General features: G+C 53.7%; 14 protein-coding genes and 1 tRNA gene. 3 read left to right on the top strand and 12 right to left on the bottom strand.

Annotated features, from left to right (window positions below; translation table 11 throughout):
• Positions 1 to 8: 8 nt before the first annotated feature.
• The 5 genes from D5398_RS14040 to D5398_RS14020 form a co-directional block, all read right to left on the bottom strand.
• Positions 9 to 770, bottom strand: coding sequence for a carboxymuconolactone decarboxylase family protein (locus tag D5398_RS14040; protein WP_097446449.1), 762 nt, complete (start codon positions 768 to 770; stop codon positions 9 to 11).
• Positions 748 to 1,227, bottom strand: a complete 480-nt coding sequence (locus tag D5398_RS14035; protein ID WP_120508189.1) for a (R)-mandelonitrile lyase — start codon at positions 1,225 to 1,227, stop codon at positions 748 to 750. The genes D5398_RS14040 and D5398_RS14035 overlap by 23 nt, the downstream gene beginning before the upstream one ends.
• Before the next feature lie 64 nt (positions 1,228 to 1,291).
• Positions 1,292 to 2,749 carry a heavy metal sensor histidine kinase gene (locus D5398_RS14030; RefSeq protein WP_120508188.1) on the bottom strand — a complete coding sequence of 486 codons (1,458 nt, stop codon included), beginning with the start codon at positions 2,747 to 2,749 and terminating at the stop codon, positions 1,292 to 1,294.
• Positions 2,750 to 2,764: 15 nt separating this feature from the next.
• Entirely contained in the window at positions 2,765 to 3,445 is a 681-nt protein-coding gene (locus D5398_RS14025) for a heavy metal response regulator transcription factor (RefSeq protein WP_095921607.1), read from the bottom strand.
• Positions 3,446 to 3,459: 14 nt separating this feature from the next.
• Positions 3,460 to 4,626 (bottom strand): aldo/keto reductase, encoded by a 1,167-nt coding sequence (locus D5398_RS14020; RefSeq protein ID WP_208645954.1) that lies wholly within the window; start codon positions 4,624 to 4,626, stop codon positions 3,460 to 3,462.
• A gap of 248 nt (positions 4,627 to 4,874) precedes the next feature.
• Between D5398_RS14020 and D5398_RS14015 the strand changes: the two genes are divergently transcribed.
• Complete coding sequence (locus tag D5398_RS14015) at positions 4,875 to 5,924, top strand: alpha/beta hydrolase (protein WP_120508187.1); 1,050 nt, start codon at positions 4,875 to 4,877, stop codon at positions 5,922 to 5,924.
• 122 nt (positions 5,925 to 6,046) lie between these two features.
• Here the strand turns inward: D5398_RS14015 and D5398_RS14010 are convergent, their stop codons facing one another.
• The gene (locus D5398_RS14010; RefSeq protein WP_112362521.1) at positions 6,047 to 7,267 is read right to left on the bottom strand and encodes a multidrug effflux MFS transporter; all 1,221 of its coding nucleotides are present in this window, start codon (positions 7,265 to 7,267) and stop codon (positions 6,047 to 6,049) included.
• 483 nt (positions 7,268 to 7,750) lie between these two features.
• A tRNA-Asn gene (locus D5398_RS14005) sits at positions 7,751 to 7,826 on the bottom strand.
• A gap of 262 nt (positions 7,827 to 8,088) precedes the next feature.
• Between D5398_RS14005 and D5398_RS14000 the strand changes: the two genes are divergently transcribed.
• Entirely contained in the window at positions 8,089 to 9,114 is a 1,026-nt protein-coding gene (locus D5398_RS14000; RefSeq protein WP_120508186.1) for an LLM class flavin-dependent oxidoreductase, read from the top strand.
• Positions 9,115 to 9,376: 262 nt separating this feature from the next.
• Complete coding sequence (gene katG, locus D5398_RS13995; RefSeq protein ID WP_244216765.1) at positions 9,377 to 11,587, top strand: catalase/peroxidase HPI; 2,211 nt, start codon at positions 9,377 to 9,379, stop codon at positions 11,585 to 11,587.
• A 61-nt stretch (positions 11,588 to 11,648) separates the two neighbouring features.
• Here katG and D5398_RS13990 read toward each other — a convergent pair whose 3' ends face one another.
• From D5398_RS13990 to D5398_RS13970, 5 genes are read right to left on the bottom strand one after another with little or no spacing between them, the layout of a single operon-like run.
• Positions 11,649 to 13,049, bottom strand: a complete 1,401-nt coding sequence (locus tag D5398_RS13990; RefSeq protein ID WP_120508185.1) for an FAD-binding oxidoreductase — start codon at positions 13,047 to 13,049, stop codon at positions 11,649 to 11,651.
• 25 nt (positions 13,050 to 13,074) lie between these two features.
• Positions 13,075 to 13,890: an ABC transporter permease gene (locus D5398_RS13985; protein WP_120131103.1), complete on the bottom strand. Its 816-nt coding sequence runs from the start codon at positions 13,888 to 13,890 to the stop codon at positions 13,075 to 13,077.
• A gap of 4 nt (positions 13,891 to 13,894) precedes the next feature.
• The gene (locus tag D5398_RS13980) at positions 13,895 to 14,722 is read right to left on the bottom strand and encodes an ABC transporter ATP-binding protein (RefSeq protein WP_120508184.1); all 828 of its coding nucleotides are present in this window, start codon (positions 14,720 to 14,722) and stop codon (positions 13,895 to 13,897) included.
• Complete coding sequence (locus tag D5398_RS13975) at positions 14,719 to 15,702, bottom strand: ABC transporter substrate-binding protein (RefSeq protein WP_120508183.1); 984 nt, start codon at positions 15,700 to 15,702, stop codon at positions 14,719 to 14,721. Before D5398_RS13975 ends, D5398_RS13980 begins: the two co-directional genes overlap by 4 nt.
• Positions 15,703 to 15,714: 12 nt before the next feature.
• The gene (locus D5398_RS13970; protein WP_120508182.1) at positions 15,715 to 16,596 is read right to left on the bottom strand and encodes a creatininase family protein; all 882 of its coding nucleotides are present in this window, start codon (positions 16,594 to 16,596) and stop codon (positions 15,715 to 15,717) included.
• Positions 16,597 to 16,605: the final 9 nt, after the last annotated feature.

Raw genomic sequence — 16,605 nt, 5'->3', positions numbered from 1 at the left:
ACCCACTCCTAATTGTTTGCGAGCGCCTGCTGCAGCGCCTTTTCAGCCCGCGTTGCTGCATCACTTTCGCCATGTTCACGCAGAACCTGTGCCAGCTGGCGCAGCTGCGCTGCCGTCAGGCCGACCCGCATGCTTGCTCGGGTATGCGACAGCAATTGTGATTCAACGCCAGGTGTGGCCGCTAATGCGCCAACCGTTGCCAGCTCGCGGCTTTGCCAGTCGAGGTTATCACGGGCGAAAATGTCGCCGAAAAGATGCGTTTGCAGGAACTGGTTAATCACTGGGGCAAAATCAAACAGCGGGCCCTGGACGGGAGCGCCTGAGATTTTTGTCTGGTTTGCGGTACCGACACGGCGAAGTTCATCTCCGACAGGGATCGGGGCAACCGGTTCTTTACCCTCAACGTCTTTGATACCACGTTGTTTACGTGCTTCGACGACCTTCATCAGTTCACTAAGCGCATTCAGGCTACGGGGGAAGCCCGTATAGGCATAAAGCTGGACGAGAATCTCTTTGGTTTCGTTTATCGTGAGTCCTGCGTCAAGACCCTGATTCAGGGCGGCATTCAGCTTATTCATCTGACTGCTGGCCATCGATGCCGCAATCAACGGGATGGCCTGTTGGCTGGCTGAAAGCGTATCTGAAACCTTTTGTTCGTGGTTCATTTCTGAGGCTCCTTTATTGACGGGCGCAGCATGTGCGGCGAGACCAAAACCAAAGGTCAGCAGTACTGATGCCGCTAATGCTTTAATGGGCGTGGTATTGTTCATCTGTCACTAACTCCTTCCAGTTAACGCTTTTGCCATCCACAATCCCGGTTATCGCCAGATGCGTCATCGCGCTGCCGGGTGCCGCCCCGTGCCAGTGTTTGACCCCCGCCGGGCAAGAGACAACGTCACCGGCGCGGATAACCTGCACCGGCTGGCCTTCTTGCTGAGTGAGCCCAACACCCGAGGTCACAATCAGCCGCTGACCTGCCGGATGCGTATGCCAGGCGGAACGAGCGCCGGGTTCAAAGGTGACATAAGCCCCGGAAACATTGATGTCGTTATCCGGTTTGAAGAGAGGATCAACCCGGACGCGACCGGTAAAGTTCTCTGCTGGCCCATACACCGCGTTCTGACTTCCTGCGGAGGCGATATGGACAGCGGGATTTTGCTCCGCTGCCGAGGATGAAAATGTGCAGAGGGGCAGTAACAGCCCGAGGTAACGTAAATGTCCGATCATGCAAAGCGTCCTTATCAATAAAGAGGGGATTGCCTGCGATGATTCTATCTAGAGGGCGATGACGTCAGGCTGACGCCCCCCTGACAATTCTGTCAGTTAAACCGGGCCCCGGCTCAGCTCTGGATTGAGCGTTGCCCGCCGCTTTATCCGCTTGTATCGCAAAGGTGAGGCCAAATGTATTGATGCCATCTTCACTCCGCGCAAAGACATCTCCCCGGTGCATAATGGCGACGGCACGCACGATCGACAGGCCCAGCCCATGATGGGTATCACTCCTGGCCCGGGAGGTGTCAACGCGATAGAACCGCTCGAAAAGCCGGTGTAAGTGCTCTGGTGCTATTGGGTCGCCAGGGTTTGAAACTTCAACACAGGCCTGATGATCTTTTTCGCTTAACCGCACCATTACCCTGCTGTTGGAGGGTGAATGTCTTGCGCTGTTTTCCAGTAAATTAGCCAGTGAGCGGTGGAACAGTCGCCGGTCGATGTGCGCGGTGACATCGCCCTCAACATCCAGAGAGAGCTGTTTTTCAACAAAAGAGGGTTCAACATACTCCGCTGTTTTCAGGGTTTCTTCACGCAGGGACACCTGCGTAAGCTGGGAAGCATGTTCACCCGCGTGAGCATGAGACAGGAACAGCATGTCGTTAACAATAGACGTCATGCGTTCAAGTTCTTCCAGATTGGAACCCAATAACTCTTCCAGTTCATCATGCGAACGTCGGCGCGAGAGACCCAGTTGCGTCTGACCGATAAGGTTTGTCAGCGGGGTACGGAGTTCATGCGCAACATCGGCGTTAAAGCTTTCGAGCTGTCGCCAGGCGACCTCTTGCCGTTCCAGCACGCCATTAAAAGATGATGCTAACTGCTGTAATTCGTCAGGTAATGCTTCGGTATTCAGGCGCTGACCATGGTCCCCAGGAGCGAGTTGCCGGGCCTGTTTACTGAGCGCCCCAACGGGACGAAGACCGATCCTTGAAACGACGTATCCTAGTAAGGCGACAATCACGACGCCCAGTGCAGTAATGATCAGCAGTGTACGCGTGAACGCATCGAGCGTGCCCATGTACGGCGTGGAGTCGATGGCAACCACATAGCGCAGCTCAGGTCTTTCACCGTTGGCAGGGATGGTTTTCACTAACAGGAACAGCGAGCATGCGCCTTCCGATGCGCCGGGCACTTTATTAAAGCCTTCCTGCAAAGAAGACCACTGAACACCCACCGGTGGCGTTCCCCCCATGCTAAAACGCGGGTTATCGCTCACTATCCAGTAGCGAACGCGCTCACCTTCAGAATTGGTTAACACAGTGAATTTATTGGCCAGGGTAGACCAGCCGTCTGCCGAGGTTCGTGCGGTGATCCACGGACTCATTAATGATTCCCGGAACAGCAGTTCGTTATGCATCTGCTTTTGCAAAGAGTCATGTAAGGAGCTTCTGAGCAGGATGCCGATAACGGATACAATCAGCAGCGCGGAAAAGGCAAACATCAGCGCCAGATGAACGGAGATGGAACGCTCAGGCATGCTTATCCCCTTCATTTATTCGGACCGGACTTCGAGGACATACCCCATGCCACGGACGGTATGCAGTAGTTTGATATCGAACGGGGCATCCACTTTGGCTCGCAGACGTTTAATGGCGACTTCAACCACATTGGCATCGCTGTCAAAATTCATGTCCCATATCTGCTCAGCAATCATCATCTTTGACAGAATCTCACCCTGATGACGGGACATAAGACTCAGCAGGGAAAACTCTTTTGCGGTCAGTTCCAGTCGTGTTCCGGCGCGAAAAACGCGGCGAGCCAGTAAGTCGAGGTGCAGATCGTGAATTTGCAACTGGGTGATGTCAGCCCCATCCGTAGCGCGGCGGCGCACCAGTGCCTGAATGCGCGCCACCAGCTCAATAAGCGAAAAGGGTTTGGGAAGATAATCATCCGCGCCAAGGCGCAGCCCTTTGACGCGCTCGTCGACCGATCCCCGTGCAGAGAGCATCAGCACCGGCGTCTGTTTGACAGCCCGCACCCCCTCAAGAACCCGGTAGCCATCCATCCCCGGCAGCATGACATCCAGGATTATCGCGTCGTAGTCGAACTCCAGCGCGTAATGAAGACCTTCAGCGCCATCTGCAGAAACATCTACCGTAAATCCGGACTCACTCAACGCACGGTTGAGATAAGTTGACGTTTTTTCTTCATCTTCGACTAACAACAGGCGCATAACGGGACTTCCTCTTAACTTTTCATCGGTGCTTCAACATCGGAATAAACCTGCACGGCATCCGGCAGACGTTGACCCTGGATAGTGATGGCATCCAGTGAGCGGGTAAGCTCGGTCATTTCTGCCGCAGTCAGCGATATGCCGGTAGCCGCTGTGTTTTGCAGCATATGGTCTTTATTGGTGGTGCCAGGGATGGGAACTATCCAGGATTTACGGGCCAGGAGCCATGCCAGCGCAATCTGACCCGGCGCGGCATTTTTTCTTATCGCCCAGGTTTTCAGCAACTCAACGAGTTGTAAGTTGTGCGGGAGATTGTCGGGTGAAAATCGCGTTTCTATAGCACGTATATCACCGGCAGCGAACCGGGTATTCCCATCAATCCAGCCCGTTAAAAACTGCACGCCGAGTGGGCTCCATGGCACAAAGCCAATGCCCAGCTCTTCACATAGCGGAAGTACCTGCTTTTCAGGGCCGCGCCAGAGCATGGAGTATTCACTTTGTACGGCAGTAACGGGTAATGCCGCATGGGCGCGTCTCAGCGTATTGATACCCATTTCAGACAGACCCCAGTGCAGGACTTTCCCTTGATCCATCAAATCTTTCACCACACCGGCGACATCTTCGATCGGGATCTGCGGGTCAACCCGGTGCTGATACAGTAAATCGATACGATCGGTACGCAGGCGTTTGAGCATGTTTTCGACGACCTGTCTGATATGCTCCGGTCTGCTGTTAAGACCCGGCAGTCGCTTACCTGTCTGCTGGTCAATGTTCCAGCCAAACTTAGTGGCAATAACGATTTTGTCCCTGAATGGGGCGACGCTTTCCCCGAGAATTTTTTCGACTTCAAAGGGGCCGTAGGCTTCAGCAGCGTCGAAGAACGTTACCCCTTCATCAAAGGCCCGGTGGATAACATTGAGCATCTCGGGACGCCAGGGAACGGAGGTGTCGTATTTGCGACTCATGTTCTGCACGCCCAGACCGACGGCAGAAACTTCCAGCTTCCCGAGTTTACGTTTGCCCGGAGCCGCAGGGCGATGGCTGGTTTGTCTGGATGAATCGACCTGAGAGGATGGGCTCGCTGCCGATACGTGGGGGATCAGCGAGGCGGCGGCAATACCCGCCCCGGCGACTAATAGCTTGCGTCGCGCTGGCATTGTTGGGTCATTCTGGCTTTTCATTGATCGCTCCTTTTCTCAGAAATTGAACATGAATCACATTAAACGAGACCATTCTGCCTCCTGATTGCCAACATAAAGCTGACAGTTACCTGACAGCGTTGTCAGAAACAATTACCCATCTCAGTCCCATTCCTGACGAAAATGTTATTTCCCCGTCACGATGCTGACAGCCCTCTCTGCCTACTCTAAGCCTGCAAATTTGATTCCGCGAGCCTGCATAACCAGGCAAACACTCATCGGGAGAGAGCATGAAATTTACGCTTATCAGTGCAATGCTAATCACGGCAATGGCCGGAGCCACCTCAGTCAATGCGGCTGATTACAAAAAAAATCCATTCACACTGGCCTATGACGGTGCCATCACCGAGAACGTCAAAGGCAAGGTCAACATTCATCCGGTGAAATACGATCTGCATGGCATCCAGATTGCGGCGAATGTCTATACCCCTGCTAACTATGATCCTGCCAAAAAATATCCTACCGTGGTGGTCGCACATCCTAATGGTGGCGTAAAAGAGCAGGTCGCGGGTTTATATGCCCAGCGTCTCGCCGAGCAGGGCTACATCACGATTACCGCCGACGCGGCTTATCAGGGCGCTAGCGGTGGGATGCCGCGCAGCGTGGATAAACCCGCTAATCGCATCGAAGATGTCCACGGCATGGCTGACTACATCAGCCAGTATCCGGGGGTTGATACTTCCCGCCTCGGTCTGCTTGGCATTTGCGGTGGTGGCGGTTATTCACTTGTTGCTGCCGAGACGGACAAACGGTTCAAATCGATCGCAACCATCAGCATGTTTAATTCAGGTCTTGTGCGCCGCAATGGTATGCAGGATTCACAGTTGGATACTATCCAGCAGCGTCTTCAGCAGGCTTCTGACGCACGTGCTCAGGAAGCCGCCGGAGGAGAGGTGCTTTACTCCGGCGATGCCAACCTGACTGATGAACAGATTGCTAAATTACCTTTTGCCTTGTATCGCCAGGGCTACGAGTATTACTGGAAAACCCACGCCCATCCGAACTCTACGTTTAAATACACTACAAGCAGCCTGTTAGACTTGATGAGCTTTGACGTAACGGACCATATCAATCTCATCAATAAACCCCTGCTGATGATTGCTGGCACAAAAGCGGATACGCTCTATATGACTGAAGATGCGTTCGCGAAAGCCACCGGTACGAAGGACAAAGAACTGTTTCTGATCGAGGGCGCTACCCATATCGAGACGTATTGGGTACCTAAATACGTAGACCAGGCAATGCAAAAGTTAGACGTCTTCTTCGATAAGAATATTTAATCCGCATCTGTCGATACCCCGGCGGGTATCGACTTATCCAAAATTTATCGTTCAGATTAACGGAGTCGGGATGAAAGATAATTACGCCTGGTTAATAGCCACTATGAATGAAATTCATAAAATCATTCGGGCAGGGGACAGTTGTTTTTTACCTGAACAGTCAATGCCATCAAGGCGCTGGCTGCCGTAAACACCGCAATTATCCAGCCCATCGTCCATGGTGTGCCATCACTGAACAGGGCGAGAAGAAGTGAAGAGATGATGCCACTACCGTATTGTAATGCTCCCATTAGCGCCGACGCTGAGCCTGCAACATTAGGAACGGCGTCAAGTGCGCAAGCCGTGGATGTCGCCGCGATGATGCCATTCATGGAGAAGAACACGAACACTGCCCCGACAATCACGGTAATTCCACCGACACCCAGGCCGGTCGTGACTGCCAGCACTATTGCCGCAATAGTGGCGATGAATACGGCATTCCTGAGCAACGCTTCCAGTGGATAGCGGTGAACCAGGCGTCTGTTGACCATGCTCACTGCCATTAATCCCACAATGTTTACTGCAAACAGCCAACCGTAGTGCTGCGGATCTACGCCGAAGTACGTGATGTACACAAACGGAGAGCCCGTGATAAAGGCGTAGGCTGCAACGTAATAGAGCGTCAGGCATAGCGTAAAACGCATGTATTTGGCGTTGGTTAGCAAGGCATAGTAGTTGTGAAAGGCTCTGGTTACGGAGGCTTGCGAGCGTTTCTCAGCAGGTAATGTCTCCGGTAACCAGAATAAAGACATCAGCATTAATGTTCCGATAATCGCCAGCAGCCAGAAAATGGCATGCCACGAGGTGACTTTAATCATCTGCCCGCCGATCAGGGGCCCGGCAATCGGCGCGATGGCCATGATTATCATCAGGGTAGAAAGCATTTGTGCTGCACGAGTGCGGCTAAACAGGTCACGGATCATTGCTCGTGCCAGCATCGGCCCGGTACAGGCACCTAACGCCTGAAAAACACGCCAGAAGATAATTTGCACGATATCTGTTGATAATGCGCAGCCCACCGAGCCGATGATGAATAGGCCTAAACCGATAAACAGCGGCAGACGACGCCCGTAACGATCGCTAATCGGTCCCCAAATCAGTTGCGCAATGCAAAAGCCGATAAGGAACCCTGTGATCGTCAGCTCAGCATCACCCTGCAAATCTTTCGCCATGACGGGCATAGCCGGAAGATAGATGTCGGTTGATAAAGAGGTAACAGCCATCAGGGCGCTGAGAATGAGTAGAAATGATAGACCTGTATTGTTAGCTGTAGCTGACTGTGTACGTGTCTGTTGATTAAGCATGGTGATCCGTTGGACATGAAGAGATAAGGGCATATTAACGGGTTTAAGCTCGCTGATAATCACCGAGGGGAGGATAGGGACTATGAATAACATTCATTAATATTGGGAATTGCGAAGGCAGTGAAAAAATGATTTGAACAGGTGCTTATCTTAGGCCTTATGGGGAAGAATCGAGGTATCGTTTCAGGCACGATTTGTGATTGCAGACAAGGGCACGAATTATCAGATCATAAAACAGCATGCCTTCCTGACTAATCTAAGAAAAATTTCGTCATAAAGCCGTAGGTTAGTCTTAGCGTAGGATAAGTTCGGTTTTCCAAGCGGACTGCCTTGCTCACCGCTGATTAACACACCGCGATTTTAGTGATGCCATTATCAGTGGTTAGAACAGTTGCCAATTTCCGCTTTTCGCTCATAACCGCCGGTCAAAAAAGCCAAAAGCAAAAAGCCCGCTCAGGTTTCCCTGAGCGGGCTTCTCTAATTTGGCTCCTCTGACTGGACTCGAACCAGTGACATACGGATTAACAGTCCGCCGTTCTACCGACTGAACTACAGAGGAATCGTGTGAACGGGGCGCATGATAACGGGGGATTAAGTCGGGAGCAACGGTTTTTTTACTTCTGCGTTTCGATGGGAGACTTTTTGTTCAGGTTGTTAAAAAATAAGCAAAAATCACTCATGTCCATCAAATAAACTGAATCGCTTTGTTAAACAACTGATATTTATTCTCATCCTGAGTCGCGTAAAGTAAACGTATATTGCGCCAGACTTCAGAAGACCGGCTGGCACATCGCTTTGCGTACTTTGAGGATAAATTAACGATGAAAAAGATTGGGTTCTTATCATTTGGTCACTGGACGCCATCGCCTCAGTCGGGCACACGCTCGGCGGCGGATGCATTGCTGCAATCCATCGATCTGGCTGTTGCGGCGGAAGAACTGGGTGCGGACGGCGCGTATTTCCGTGTCCATCATTTTGCCCGTCAGCTGGGTTCGCCTTTCCCGCTGCTGGCGGCCATCGGCGCGAAGACCAGCAAGATTGAGATCGGCACCGGCGTTATTGATATGCGTTACGAAAATCCGCTGTATATGGCGGAAAGCGCCAGCGCGGCAGATCTGATTTCAGGCGGTCGTTTGCAGCTGGGTATCAGCCGGGGTTCGCCGGAACAGGTGATCGACGGCTGGCGCTATTTCGGTTATCAGCCCGCAGAAGGGGAGACGGAAGCGGAAATGGCGCGGCGTCACACTGAAGTGCTGCTGGATACGCTGCGCGGTGAAGGTTTTGCGAAACCGAATCCGCAACCGATGTTTCCAAATCCGCCGGGAATGCTGCGTCTTGAACCACATTCTGAAGGTTTACGTGAGCGTATCTGGTGGGGCGCGGGATCGAACGCCACCGCCGTATGGGCCGCGAAGCTGGGTATGAATCTGCAAAGCTCGACGCTGAAAGATGATGAAACAGGCGAGCCGTTCCATATTCAGCAGGCCAGACAAATCCGTGCTTATCGCGAAGCCTGGGCAGAAGCGGGACATACCCGCACTCCACGGGTATCGGTCAGTCGCAGTATTTTTGCCCTGATGGATGACCGAGACCGCGCCTATTTCGGCGGCAGCAGTAATGACGGCGATAAGGTCGGTTTCCTCGACGAGAAAACGCGCGCCATTTTCGGGCGCAGTTATGCGGCTTCTCCGGAGTTTCTGATCGAACAGCTTAAAAAGGATGAAGCGATTGCCGAAGCCGATACGTTATTGCTCACCGTGCCGAATCAGCTCGGCGTGGATTACAACGTGCATGTGATTGAATCGATACTTAAACACGTCGCGCCTGCTATGGGCTGGCGTGAATAATCTCTGAATAAATTTTTAAGAAATAAAAGCCTGTCTGAGGAGACTCAGTCGGGCTTTTTTCATTTTGAGACACTGACAGAGAAGCCTCTGCGATTAAGTGACTATTCTATATTCAGTGCTAAAAGTATTTTGGTGATAAAGCCCACAAAAATCGCGCGTAAGTCCCAAGGCAAAGTCTATCAAATACATAGGGTGATTCAGATGTGAGTTGTTCAAAACCGCGTATAGAGTAGCAATGAGACTACATAACAGGAGTGTGAGCATGAGCAGTTCTATTGATGAAGAAGCAAAAGACGCAAAGCCAATTGTTGAAGCAGACAGAGAAGCCGGTGCCGGTAAATGTCCATTCCATGAAGGAAACACCAATAAAGCCTCTGGCGGCGGGACAAATAACCGTGACTGGTGGCCAAACCAGCTCAGGGTTGACCTGCTGAATCAGCATTCAAATCGCTCAAACCCGTTGGGCGAAACGTTTGATTACCGCAAAGAATTCGCCAAATTAGATTACTCCGCATTAAAAGCCGACCTCAAAGGGGTGCTTACTGCTTCGCAGCCCTGGTGGCCGGCAGACTGGGGCAGCTACATCGGTCTGTTCATTCGTCTGGCGTGGCACAGTGCCGGAACTTATCGCTCCGTTGACGGGCGCGGCGGTTCAGGGCGCGGCCAGCAACGTTTCGCACCATTAAACTCCTGGCCGGATAACGTCAGTCTGGATAAAGCTCGCCGGCTGTTGTGGCCGGTGAAGCAAAAATACGGTCAGAAAATTTCCTGGGCCGATTTGTATATTCTGGCGGGTAACGTGGCGCTGGAAAACTCCGGTTTCCGCACCTTTGGTTTTGGTGCCGGGCGTGAAGATGTCTGGGAGCCGGATCAGGATATTAACTGGGGCGACGAAACCACCTGGCTGGAGCACCGTCATCCAGAAGAACTGGCGAAATCACCGCTGGGCGCAACGGAAATGGGGCTGATTTACGTCAACCCGGAAGGCCCGAATCACAGTGGTGATCCGGCTTCTGCGGCTCCGGCCATCCGCGCCACTTTCGGCAATATGGGCATGAACGATGAAGAGATCGTCGCGTTAATCGCCGGTGGTCACACGCTGGGGAAAACGCACGGGGCAGGCGATGCCAGCAACGTGGGCGTTGACCCTGAAACCGCACCGATTGAATCGCAGGGGCTGGGCTGGAAAAGCAGCCACGGATCCGGTGTCGGCGCGGATGCCATCACGTCCGGTCTGGAAGTGATCTGGTCACAGACGCCGACTCAGTGGAGCAACTACTTCTTCGAAAATCTGTTCAAATATGAGTGGGTGCAGACCCGCAGTCCGGCGGGTGCAATTCAGTTCGAAGCCGCCGATGCGCCGGATATTATTCCTGATCCGTTCGATACGTCGAAAAAACGCAAACCGACCATGCTGGTGACAGACCTTACGCTGCGTTTTGACCCTGAATTCGAGAAGATTTCCCGTCGTTTCCACGGCGATCCGCAGGCCTTTAACGAAGCTTTTGCCCGTGCATGGTACAAACTGACCCACCGCGATATGGGGCCGAAAGCCCGTTATATCGGACCGGAAGTGCCTAAAGAAGATTTAATCTGGCAGGATCCGTTGCCGGTTCCGGTGTATCACCCGACAGGGGCTGATATCGCGCAGCTGAAAGAGAAAATTGCTGCTTCTGGTCTGAGCGTCAGTGAGCTGGTCTCGGTGGCGTGGGCGTCGGCGTCTACCTTCCGTGGGGGTGATAAACGCGGGGGCGCGAACGGTGCGCGTCTGGCGTTGCGTCCGCAACGAGACTGGGACGTGAATGCCGTTGCAGCCCGTGCGCTGCCTGCTCTGGAATCTGTTCAGCAGTCATTGCAGAAAGTGTCTCTGGCGGATGTGATCGTGCTGGCCGGTGTGGTGGGTGTTGAAAAAGCAGCGAAAGCGGCTGGCGTTGATATTGAAGTACCATTCACGCCGGGTCGTGTGGATGCGCGTCAGGATCAGACGGATATTGAGTCGTTTGAATTGCTGAAACCGAAAGCGGATGGTTTTAGAAACTACCGTGGCGATACGGCGAATACCACGACTGAAAATCTGCTGATCGACAAGGCTCAGCAACTGACCCTGACCGTGCCGGAATTAACGGTACTGGTCGGCGGATTACGTGCGCTGGGTGCTAACTACGACGGCAGCAATCTGGGTGTTTTCTCGGAAAAAACCGGTGAGCTGAATGCAGATTTCTTCGCACATCTGCTGGATATGCGCACCGAATGGAAAGCGACAGACGGTTCCGGTGAGCGTTTCGAAGGTCGTGATCGCGTCAGCGGAGACGTCCGGTTCGCCGCCACACGTGCTGATCTGGTGTTTGGTTCGAATGCCATATTACGTGCCAATGCCGAGGTCTACGCCAGCAGTGACGCCAAAGAGAAGTTTGTGAAAGACTTTGTTGCCGCCTGGACCAAAGTGATGAATCTGGACAGATTCGAGCTTTGATCTGAACTGAACGTTTGAAAGCACAAAGCCCGCTTAAATCTTTTTAAGCGGGCTTTTTCGTTCAGTCAGCCAATAACAGGGGATTGTTATCTAATTCCAGCGTGTCGCGGACATCCCAGCCCCTGAGCTTGCCGGGGTTAAGTAACCCGTTGGGATCAAGGCATTTTTTGACGGAAACGACGTCGGGTTTTATTTCTCCCTGTTTGCCATCTTCTATTTTAAAGACATGAGGGTTATTTATTTTTACGTCATTATCACGGAAGGTAATCATTATTTCGTTCAATCTTTCTTCGGTGGAGTAACGTACTAACTGCAAGCCGCTGGCGGTTATATTTCCGTCATTGTCACGCAGGAATTCAATATGTGAAATAACTTCGTCGCCAAATATTTCAGCCATATCGATAATCTGCTGGCGATAATTCGTATAATTAAACGCTGTTTGCAAATAGGTCAGTGAACTGTCAATTTTCAGGGCGTGCAGCGTGGTGTGGTTCCAGCAATATTCCATCAGTGATGCATTGGCGTCGCGTGCTTCATCGGCAGACTGGCGTACTGCGCTGCGCCCGTGAAATTGTTCCAACAGAGAGGCGCAAAATCCTTCGCTTTCCTGTGCAATCACGCTGATGACCGCGTGCTGACTGGCCTGATAATGCCCGTTCAGATGGCTGAACCAGGAAGGGATCGGTGCAGCGAAAAGTGCCAACTGGCGTTTGACCAGCCCCGGCGAGCGGGCAAAGGCGTTGGCGTAATCCAGAGCGTCGGTGAAATCGTCGAAAACGTCCAGCCGCTCAATCCACTGATGAACCGGTGCCAGCGCCAGTTCGACTTCGAGCACAATACCGTTGCTCCCGTAAGCGTGATGCAGCAGCAGTGCCTGTGGGGCAGGAACGTGCAGAATGCGCGGCGTGGCTTCCATGGTCATGACTTTTACGCTGAGCACATTACCCGGCGCGCCGAGCGGCCCATAGTTGATAGAGCCGATGCCGCCAAAGCCGCCGCCGTACAGGCCACCAAGGCTGGCGAGCCGGTAAGTTGACGGCATGCAGCGCAGTTCCCATCCCGCCGGACGGGTGATGGTTTCAATATCGGCCAGACGGATCCCCGCCTGCGCGCGCACCACGCCGTTGCCCAGTTCGCACACCTGACTGAATCCGGTCATATCCACCAGAATTCCGCCTTCCAGCGGCACCAGTTGACCATAGTTACCGGTCGCGCCACCGCGCAAAATCAGCGGCAACTGATGCGCAACGCAGGCTTTCACCAGCAAAATCAGCTCTTCTTCACTGCGCGGTTTGACCACGGCGTCGGCCTGTTTGTCTTCCAGTTGCCGCTTCAGCACCGGACTGAACCAGTGAAAGTCGCGCGACAGGCGTTTCACTTTGGTCGCCTGCAAATTCCAGTCGAGATCAGGGAGTGCCTGGAGTATCAGGGCAAGCGCGAGTTGACGTTGTTCACTGTCCATATTTTTCTGCCTGAATTGAATGAGGTTAATGAGATTGCACGGCTTCGCTTTCGTGCCAGGCGCTCAGGGCGCGTCGAGAAATCCACGACATCACGCCAAATAAAGCGATGCCGGTGAGTGAAATGAGCAGCAGGGCAGCAAACATCAGCGGGATGTCCAGCTGATAGCCCGCCTGCAATATCTGGTACGCCAGACCGGTATTATTGCCACCGGTACCGGCCACAAATTCGGCAACCACCGCGCCAATCAGCGACAGGCCGCTGGAAATACGCAGCGCTCCAAAAAAATAGGGCAGCGCTGAAGGAATGCGTAAACGAATCAGGATTTGCAGACGGCTGGCGCGGTTGAGCTGGAAATAGCTCAGCAGTCCCGGCGACACACTGCGCAGCCCCTGCGTGGTGTTGGAAATAATCGGGAACACCGCCATCAGCGTCGAACACACCACCAGCGACAGCGTGGTGTCCTTGACCCAGATGATGATCAGCGGCGCGATGGCGACAATCGGTGTCACCTGTAAAAACACGATGTACGGGAACAACGCGGTTTCAACAAAGCGGTTTTGCACCAGCACAAAAGCCACGGCTGAGCCGATGACAATCGAGAGCAAAAACGAAATCAGGGTGATTTTCAGCGTGAACAGCAGCGACATCATCAGCGAACCGAGATTGGTCCACAGGCTGTTGAGCATGACTACCGGGGAGGGCACCAGAAACTGGGGGATTTTGAAATAGCTCACCCAGCCCTGCCACAGCAAAATCACCACAACGGCCACGACGGCCGGATAAAGCACTTTGCGAAAGGTCGGATTATTGATCCAGGGAGAAGACTTTTGAGTTTGCATAGCGTTACTCCATACCCGATTGGCTGGCTTGCAGCAGGCTGTCCTGCAACTGTTTCGCATAACGTGAAAACGCAGGACTGACGCGGAAATCTTCGCTGCGCGGGAAAGGCTCGGTGATGGCGATATCTTCCACCACGCGTCCCGGACGGGCAGCCATCATGATTACCCGCTGCGAGAGAAATACCGCTTCGTGAATCGAGTGCGTCACAAATACCACCGTCAGCCCCTGTTCACGCCACAGGCGCAGCAGATCGCTGTCGAGTTTGTTACGGGTGATTTCGTCGAGCGCGCCAAAGGGTTCGTCCATCAGCAGCAGTTTCGGTCGTGTCACCAGCCCGCGGGCAATTGACACACGCATCTGCATGCCGCCCGAAAGCTCACGCGGCAGGACGTGGGCAAATTTTCCCAGCCCGACCAGTTCCAGCGCCTCACTGACGCGGGTATTGGCTTCGGCGCGCGGTAGGCCCGCCAGATCCAGTGGTAAACGCACGTTATTTTGCACATTGCTCCATGGCATCAGTGTGGCTTCCTGGAACACGAAAGACAGCGGCACCTGCGTTTTTTCACGGCTGTCGCGACGCCACAGCACCAGCTTGCCGTCACTGGGCTCTGTCAGCCCGGCGACCATTTTTAACAGGGTACTTTTGCCACAGCCCGACGGGCCGAGCAACGTTACAAATTCTCCCTGATTGATGGTCAGATTGACCGGCAAAAGCGCGCGCGTGCCATTGCTGTAAATTTTCTCAGCCGACAGCACTTCGATGGCGGGTATCGGCGGAGGATTGGCTGAGCGGATATCGCTCATCACGGTCAGTTTGGGGGCTGAATTCATGGCATAACCTTCGCGTCTTTGATCATGTCGAGGGTGTAAGTCTGCTCAAACGGCACTTTATCCGCGTCGATCAGCTTGTTCTTCACCAGCATGTCCCAGGTCTTCTTCAGACGCGGTTCAGTGATGATACCAATACCGCCGGTCTGTGCGTCGCCGCCGGTGACCAGCTCATACTTTTTCATCTGCGCGATGCCGAAAGCTATTTGATCAGCCCCCATGCGCGGGTTGTCTTTGGTGATAAGCGCGTTGCCCGCGGTCGGGTCCTGCAAGTATTCCTTCCAGCCCTGCATCGACGCTTTCACAAATGCCGCCACTACCGCCGGGCGTTTTTTAACCGTGTCGGCCATGCAAATAATTGAATTGCCGTACGGCGGATAACCCCAGTCGCTGAGCATGTAGACGTAGAACGGTTTGCCGCCTTTTTCGACCGAGAAGGGCTCGGAAGTCACATAACCCTGCTGCACCAGATTATTGTCCGCGAGGAACGGCTGCACGCTGAAGGTATACGGTCGGATTTTGGCGCTGCCCAGCCCCAGCTCACTCTTCGCCCACGGCCAGAAAGAGGTGTAAGCCTCGGTGGCCAGCAGGAAGGTTTTGTCTTTCAGCTCCTGTCCTTTTTCCACTTTGTCGTGACTGATAAACACCGTCGGTGAATGCTGGAATACCGTCGCCACCGTCACCGCATGTACGCCAGCCTGCCAGGTTTCCAGCGCCTGACCGTTGTCGCCAAGCGTACAGTCAGCCTGTCCCGCAGCCATCAGTTGCATCACGTTAACCTGCGGGCCGCCCATCTTGATGCTGACGTCGAGACCGGCAGTTTTATACAGTCCTTTGGCCTGAGCGTCGTAAAAACCACCGTGCTCAGCCTGCGCGTACCAGTTGGTCAGGAAAGTGAATTTTTCTTCCGCCATCGTCGTGGTGGAAACCCCGGCCAGCAGCAGGGCCAGCAGGGTCAGAGTGGGTTTACGCCGTATTTTCATCGTAAGAATCCTTTATTTAGTGACAAAAGAAGACGAAGGAGGGGTGAAGCTGGTCTGCACAAAACCGTTCCAGTGGTGTTTTCCCCAGGTCGGTTCACTGCGGACTTTCCATTCCATCAGGTGGATTTCAGTGATGGCCTGCGCCCAGCTGGCGGCGAGGGAATCGAGGATCGCATGGCCCTGTTCGGCGGTTGCGCCGGTCGGGTCGCCGATGACGCCGCTCGGGCCAAAATCATAGGAAGCCCAGGCAGCCGCAGGGCGGCCTGATGAAAGTGTCGGGCAGGGAAATTCCGGCGGATAATTGGCGACCGCGTGTTCGATGTGGACGCATTCCGGTGCCAGCGCCAACATCACTGCCGTTTCGCTGTGACCCGCATGCATCGCCATTTTCTGCTCCTGCGCACTCAGGTACTGGTTTTCGACGTTAGCCACGCGGAACACGTCGTGCGGGATCATGATCATGTCGCCGTGGCGCAGGCGCATTTCCCGTGAGGCCATCTGCAACACCTGCGGCTGTCCGCCGTGACCGTTAATCATCAGCAGTTTGCGGAAACCGGCGCGGTACAGGGATTCGGCAATCTCAAGAACCGTCTGCAACAGCGTGTCGCCGGTCAGAGTCAGGGTGCCGGGGAAATTCAGATGTTCGTCTGATTTGCCGTATGTGACAGGGGGAATGGCGTAGGCCGGAATATCTTTTGACAGCCGCGCCAGTGCATGACCCGCCACGCCGGAGGAGATCACGCTGTCCACCGAACACGGCAGATGCGGGCCGTGCTGCTCAATTGCGCCGGTCGGCAGTACGATCACCGTATTGGCCTTATCGGGCAATGCCGCGATGGCCGTCCAGCTCAGGAAAGGGAGAAAACGATCTGCGGGAATATAGCCGTTAATCATGCTGTGCCT

It is taken from the genome of Rahnella bruchi, from assembly GCF_003614975.1.
GTDB classification, from domain to species: Bacteria; Pseudomonadota; Gammaproteobacteria; order Enterobacterales; family Enterobacteriaceae; genus Rahnella; species Rahnella bruchi.
This window is presented reverse-complemented; position numbering and strand designations above follow the sequence as displayed.

Bases quoted from the DNA above. Each gene is read 5' to 3' on its own strand.
- D5398_RS14040 (WP_097446449.1), bottom strand. From the start codon at position 770: ATGAACAATACCACGCCCATTAAAGCATTAGCGGCATCAGTACTGCTG.
- D5398_RS14035 (WP_120508189.1), bottom strand. From the start codon at position 1,227: ATGATCGGACATTTACGTTACCTCGGGCTGTTACTGCCCCTCTGCACA.
- D5398_RS14030 (WP_120508188.1), bottom strand. From the start codon at position 2,749: ATGCCTGAGCGTTCCATCTCCGTTCATCTGGCGCTGATGTTTGCCTTT.
- D5398_RS14025 (WP_095921607.1), bottom strand. From the start codon at position 3,445: ATGCGCCTGTTGTTAGTCGAAGATGAAGAAAAAACGTCAACTTATCTC.
- D5398_RS14020 (WP_208645954.1), bottom strand. From the start codon at position 4,626: ATGAAAAGCCAGAATGACCCAACAATGCCAGCGCGACGCAAGCTATTA.
- D5398_RS14015 (WP_120508187.1), top strand. From the start codon at position 4,875: ATGAAATTTACGCTTATCAGTGCAATGCTAATCACGGCAATGGCCGGA.
- D5398_RS14010 (WP_112362521.1), bottom strand. From the start codon at position 7,267: ATGCTTAATCAACAGACACGTACACAGTCAGCTACAGCTAACAATACA.
- D5398_RS14000 (WP_120508186.1), top strand. From the start codon at position 8,089: ATGAAAAAGATTGGGTTCTTATCATTTGGTCACTGGACGCCATCGCCT.
- katG (WP_244216765.1), top strand. From the start codon at position 9,377: ATGAGCAGTTCTATTGATGAAGAAGCAAAAGACGCAAAGCCAATTGTT.
- D5398_RS13990 (WP_120508185.1), bottom strand. From the start codon at position 13,049: ATGGACAGTGAACAACGTCAACTCGCGCTTGCCCTGATACTCCAGGCA.
- D5398_RS13985 (WP_120131103.1), bottom strand. From the start codon at position 13,890: ATGCAAACTCAAAAGTCTTCTCCCTGGATCAATAATCCGACCTTTCGC.
- D5398_RS13980 (WP_120508184.1), bottom strand. From the start codon at position 14,722: ATGAATTCAGCCCCCAAACTGACCGTGATGAGCGATATCCGCTCAGCC.
- D5398_RS13975 (WP_120508183.1), bottom strand. From the start codon at position 15,702: ATGAAAATACGGCGTAAACCCACTCTGACCCTGCTGGCCCTGCTGCTG.
- D5398_RS13970 (WP_120508182.1), bottom strand. From the start codon at position 16,596: ATGATTAACGGCTATATTCCCGCAGATCGTTTTCTCCCTTTCCTGAGC.